The 4,957-nt window shown below is 69.6% G+C and carries 3 protein-coding genes and 1 pseudogene; 2 read left to right on the forward strand and 2 right to left on the reverse strand.

The features are described 5' to 3' along the window. Positions 1–53: 53 nt before the first annotated feature. Both tal and tkt read right to left on the reverse strand, forming a co-directional pair. The gene (tal, locus tag ACFU99_RS32835) at positions 54–1,169 is read right to left on the reverse strand and encodes a transaldolase (protein WP_384398984.1); all 1,116 of its coding nucleotides are present in this window, start codon (positions 1,167–1,169) and stop codon (positions 54–56) included. Between the two features lie 34 nt (positions 1,170–1,203). Further along, entirely contained in the window at positions 1,204–3,282 is a 2,079-nt protein-coding gene (gene tkt / locus ACFU99_RS32840; protein ID WP_384398986.1) for a transketolase, read from the reverse strand. Positions 3,283–3,675: 393 nt separating this feature from the next. On the opposite strand from tkt, the gene ACFU99_RS32845 reads away from it, so the two are divergent. Continuing rightward, a complete protein-coding gene (locus ACFU99_RS32845; protein WP_384398988.1) occupies positions 3,676–4,623 on the forward strand; it encodes a heme o synthase in 948 nt (315 codons plus the stop codon). Between the two features lie 119 nt (positions 4,624–4,742). Continuing rightward, positions 4,743–4,957 (forward strand): annotated as a pseudogene (locus tag ACFU99_RS32850) (hypothetical protein); the annotation flags it as partial.

The following is a 4,957-nucleotide window of genomic DNA, read 5'->3' on the forward strand; positions in this document are numbered from 1 at the left end:
GTCCTGTGCGTCACGCAGCGGGTTGACTCCGCTTGCGGATACAGGGGACAAGGTCACGCCTCCGAGGGGGACAGACGCTTGAGTTCGGCCTCGGTCGACTTCAGGAGGTCGATCCAGGCCGCCTCGAACTTGTCGACGCCCTCGTCCTCCAGAAGCTGTACGACATCGTCGTAGGAGATCCCGGCGGCGGCGAGGTCGTCGAGCTGGCTCTGCGCCTCGTCGTACGTGCCGCGCACCGTGTCACCGGTGATCTCGCCGTGGTCGGCGGTCGCCTCCAGGGTGGCCTCCGGCATGGTGTTCACCGTGTTCGGGGCGACCAGGTCGACCACGTACAGGGTGTCCTTGTAGGCCGGATCCTTGACGCCGGTCGAGGCCCACAGCGGACGCTGCCGGTTGGCGCCGGCGGCCTCCAGCGCGGTCCAGCGGTCCGAGGAGAAGACCTCCTCGTACGCCTGGTAGGCGAGGCGGGCGTTGGCCAGGGCGGCCTTGCCCTTGAGCGCCTTGGCGTCGCCGCCGAGGGCGTCCAGGCGCTTGTCGATCTCGGTGTCCACGCGGGACACGAAGAAGGACGCCACCGAGTGGATCTTGGAGATGTCCAGGCCCGCGGCCTTCGCCTTCTCCAGACCGGCCACGTAGGCGTCCATGACCGCGCGGTAGCGCTCCAGCGAGAAGATCAGCGTGACGTTGACGCTGATGCCCAGGCCGATCGTCTCGGTGATCGCCGGGAGGCCCGCCTTGGTGGCCGGGATCTTGATGAGGGTGTTCGGGCGGTCCACCAGCCAGGCGAGCTGCTTGGCCTCGGCGACGGTGGCCCCGGTGTTGTGCGCCAGGCGCGGGTCGACCTCGATGGAGACCCGGCCGTCCTGGCCGTCCGTCGCGTCGAAGACCGGCCGCAGGATGTCGGCGGCGTCGCGGACGTCCGCCGTCGTGATCATGCGGATGGCTTCCTCGACGGTGACCTTGCGGGCCGCGAGGTCGGCGAGCTGTTGCTCGTAACCGTCGCCCGAGGAGATCGCCTTCTGGAAGATCGACGGGTTGGTGGTGACGCCGACGACGTGGCTCTGGTCGATCAGCTCGGCCAGGTTGCCGGACGTGATGCGCTTGCGCGACAGATCGTCCAGCCAGATCGCGACGCCTTCGTCGGAGAGGCGCTTGAGTGCGTCCGTCATGGAAATTGCATCTCCTACTTGTCGTATACGGGCGTCAGCGGCCGGCGGCGGCGAGCGACTCGCGGGCCGCGGCGGTGACCGCCTCGGATGTCAGGCCGAACTCGCGGTAGAGCACCTTGTAGTCGGCGGAGGCGCCGAAGTGCTCCAGCGAGACGATCCGGCCGGCGTCGCCGACGAAGCGGTGCCACGTCAGGCCGACCCCGGCCTCGACCGCGACGCGCGCCTTGACGTCCGGCAGCAGCACGCCGTCGCGGTACGCCTGGTCCTGCTCCTCGAACCACTCGACGGACGGCATCGACACCACGCGGGTGGGAATGCCGTCGGCCTGGAGCGCCTCGCGGGCCTCGACGGCCAGCTGCACCTCGGAGCCGGTGCCGATCAGGATGACCTGCGGACGGCCGCCCTCGGCCTCGAAGAGGGTGTAACCGCCCTTGGCGGCGTCGTCGTTCGCCTCGTACGTCGGCACGTTCTGCCGGGTGAGGGCGAGGCCGTGCGGCGCGGGCTTGGCGTTGTGCCGGCGCATGATCTCGCGCCAGGCGATGGCCGTCTCGTTGGCGTCGGCCGGACGGACCATGTTCAGGCCCGGAATGGCGCGCAGCGCGGCCATGTGCTCGACCGGCTGGTGGGTCGGGCCGTCCTCGCCGAGGCCGATGGAGTCGTGCGTCCACACGTACGTGACCGGCAGGTGCATCAGCGCGGCGAGCCGGACGGCGGGGCGCATGTAGTCGGAGAACACCAGGAAGGTGCCGCCGTAGATGCGGGTGTTGCCGTGCAGCGCGATGCCGTTCATGGTCGAGCCCATGGCGTGCTCGCGGATGCCCCAGTGCACCGTACGGCCGTACGGGCTCGCCTCCGGCAGCGGGTTGCCCGCCGGGAGGAACGAGGACGAGGCGTCGATCGTGGTGTTGTTCGAGCCGGCCAGGTCGGCGGAGCCGCCCCACAGCTCGGGGACCACGCCGCCCAGCGCCTTGAGGACCTCGCCGGACGCCTTGCGGGTCGCGACGGCCTTGCCGGCCGGGAAGGACGGCAGCGCCTTCTCCCAGCCGTCGGGCAGCTCGGCCGCGTCGATCCGGTCGAACTCGGCGGCGCGCTTCGGGTTGGCGGCGCGCCACTCCTCGAACCGCTTGTTCCAGGCGGCGTGCGCGTCGCGGCCGCGGTCGACGACCTCACGGGCGTGGGCGAAGACCTCGTCCTCGACCTGGAAGGTCTGCTCGGGGTCGAAGCCCAGCACCTTCTTGGTCGCGGCGACCTCTTCGTCGCCGAGCGCCGCGCCGTGCGCCGCGCCGGTGTTCTGCGCGTTCGGGGCCGGCCAGGCGATGATCGTGCGGGCGCCGATGATCGAGGGGCGCTCGGTCTCGGCCTGGGCCGCCTTCAGCGCCTTGTAGAGGGCCTTGACGTCGAAGTCGCCGTTGGCGGACTGCTCGACGCGCTGCACGTGCCAGCCGTACGCCTCGTACCGCTTGAGCACGTCCTCGGAGAGGGCCGTCTCGGTGTCGCCCTCGATCGAGATGTGGTTGTCGTCGTAGATCGCGACGATGTTGCCGAGCTTCTGGTGCCCGGCCAGCGAGCTCGCCTCGGCCGAGATGCCCTCTTCGACGTCGCCGTCGGAGACGATCGCCCAGATGGTGTGGTCGAAGGGCGAGGCGCCGGCGGCGGCGTCCGGGTCGAACAGGCCGCGCTCGTAGCGGGCGGCCATCGCCATGCCCACCGCGTTGGCGATGCCCTGTCCCAGCGGGCCGGTGGTGGTCTCCACGCCGCGGGTGTGGCCGTGCTCGGGGTGGCCGGGGGTCTTGCTGCCCCAGGTGCGGAACGACTTGAGGTCGTCCAGCTCCAGGCCGTACCCCGACAGGTACAACTGGATGTAGAGGGTGAGGCTGGTGTGACCCGGAGAGAGGACGAACCGGTCGCGGCCGGTCCAGTCGGCGTCGCTCGGGTCATGCCGCATCAGCTTCTGGAACAGCAGGTACGCGGCGGGCGCGAGGCTCATGGCCGTACCGGGATGGCCGTTGCCGACCTTCTGCACGGAATCCATGGCCAGGACGCGGACGGTATCTACGGCCCGCTGGTCCAGATCGGTCCAGTCGAGGTCTGTGGTGGTCGGCTTGGTGCTCACCCTGAGTCAGGGCTCCTCTCCACATGTCGAGTGCCGCGGGACGGTGTGTCAGCCGGGCGCTGTCGAGCCTACCCCCGCCGGAACGTGCACCTTTTCGACGTGCGGTCGGTTGCCTGACCCGACTTCCGGGCCAACGGGACGCACGGCTCGAACATTCCCGGCGCCCAGGTGGCGGCCGTGACTCCAGAGTGCCCGCGAAGGACTCGCCCCGCCTCCTGAGCGGGGCCATTCCTCCGAAGCGGGACGTCCGCCAACACGGGCCCACCCCCGCGAAGGCCGAGGTATCCGCTACGTCTAGAGTGGCGTGGTACGCGCAAGTCTTTACCGGGTCATCACGCCCGGTGCTTGCTGGGTCTTATCGCGGCGCCTGCCGCTGAAGTCACTGAACCAGGGGTGTGCGTGACGGCCGTCGAATCCCGTCCTGCGGGGGTGCTCGCTACGAGCCCTAGCCACCGGCCGTTCGGGGCCCGTGTCAAGGGGTTCGTAGCCCTCACCAAGCCACGGATCATCGAACTGCTGCTCATCACCACGGTGCCGGTGATGTTCCTGGCCGAACAGGGCGTTCCCAACCTGTGGCTGGTGCTGGCCACCTGCTTCGGCGGCTACCTGTCCGCCGGCGGCGCCAACGCGCTGAACATGTACATCGACCGCGACATCGACGCGATGATGGACCGGACCTCCCAGCGCCCGCTGGTCACCGGCCTGATCTCGCCGCGCGAGGGCCTCGTCTTCGGCATCACCCTCGCCGTCGTCTCGACGCTGTGGTTCGGACTCCTCGTCAACTGGCTGTCCGCCGCGCTGTCGCTGGGCGCGCTCCTCTTCTACGTCGTCATCTACACGATGGTCCTCAAGCGGCGCACGTCGCAGAACATCGTGTGGGGCGGCATCGCGGGCTGCATGCCGGTCTTCATCGGCTGGTCCGCGGTCACCAACTCGGTCTCCTGGGCCGCCGCCGTCCTCTTCCTCGTCATATTCTTCTGGACGCCGCCGCACTACTGGCCGCTGTCGATGAAGGTCAAGGAGGACTACGCGCGGGTCGGCGTGCCGATGCTGCCCGTCATCGCCTCCAACACCGTGGTAGCCCGGCAGATCGTCATCTACAGCTGGGTGATGGTCGCCGTGTCGCTGACGCTGTGGCCGCTGGGGTACACGGGCTGGTTCTACCCGGCCGTGGCCGTGGTAACCGGCGCGTGGTGGCTCAAGGAGGCGCACGGGCTGATGGCCCGCGCCAAGGCCGGGGTGACCGGTGCCAAGCTCAAGGAGATGCGGCTCTTCCACTGGTCCATCACCTATGTGTCGCTGCTCTTCGTGGCGGTCGCGGTGGACCCCTTCCTGCGCTGAGAATCCTGGCTCGCATCTCAGGCTCGTGGATACGGGCGGGGCGGGTGGCCGAGGCCACCGGTCCCGCCCGTATCCATTTCTCGTGACACAGGCTCTTACCCGTCGGTAGCATCCTGGGCATGGCAGACACCGAGCAGGCCGACTCCCCTCAGGCCGCAGAGACCGGGCCCGACGCCGCGCCCGACGCCGGCCCCGACACCGGTTCCGACAAGGCACAGCGCCGGACGGCCGGGCACGCCAAGCGGCTCGCGAAGCAGATGACGACGTTCGCCCGGCACCACGGCGGCAGCGCCGAGGGCCAGCTCGCGCACATCGGACGCGGCGTCACCAGGGT

The sequence above is a fragment of the Streptomyces sp. NPDC057654 genome (assembly GCF_042800135.1).
Classification (GTDB): Bacteria; Actinomycetota; Actinomycetes; order Streptomycetales; family Streptomycetaceae; genus Streptomyces.

Coding starts and splice junctions, on each gene's coding strand:
- tal (WP_384398984.1), bottom strand. CDS start 1,169: ATGACGGACGCACTCAAGCGCCTCTCCGACGAAGGCGTCGCGATCTGG.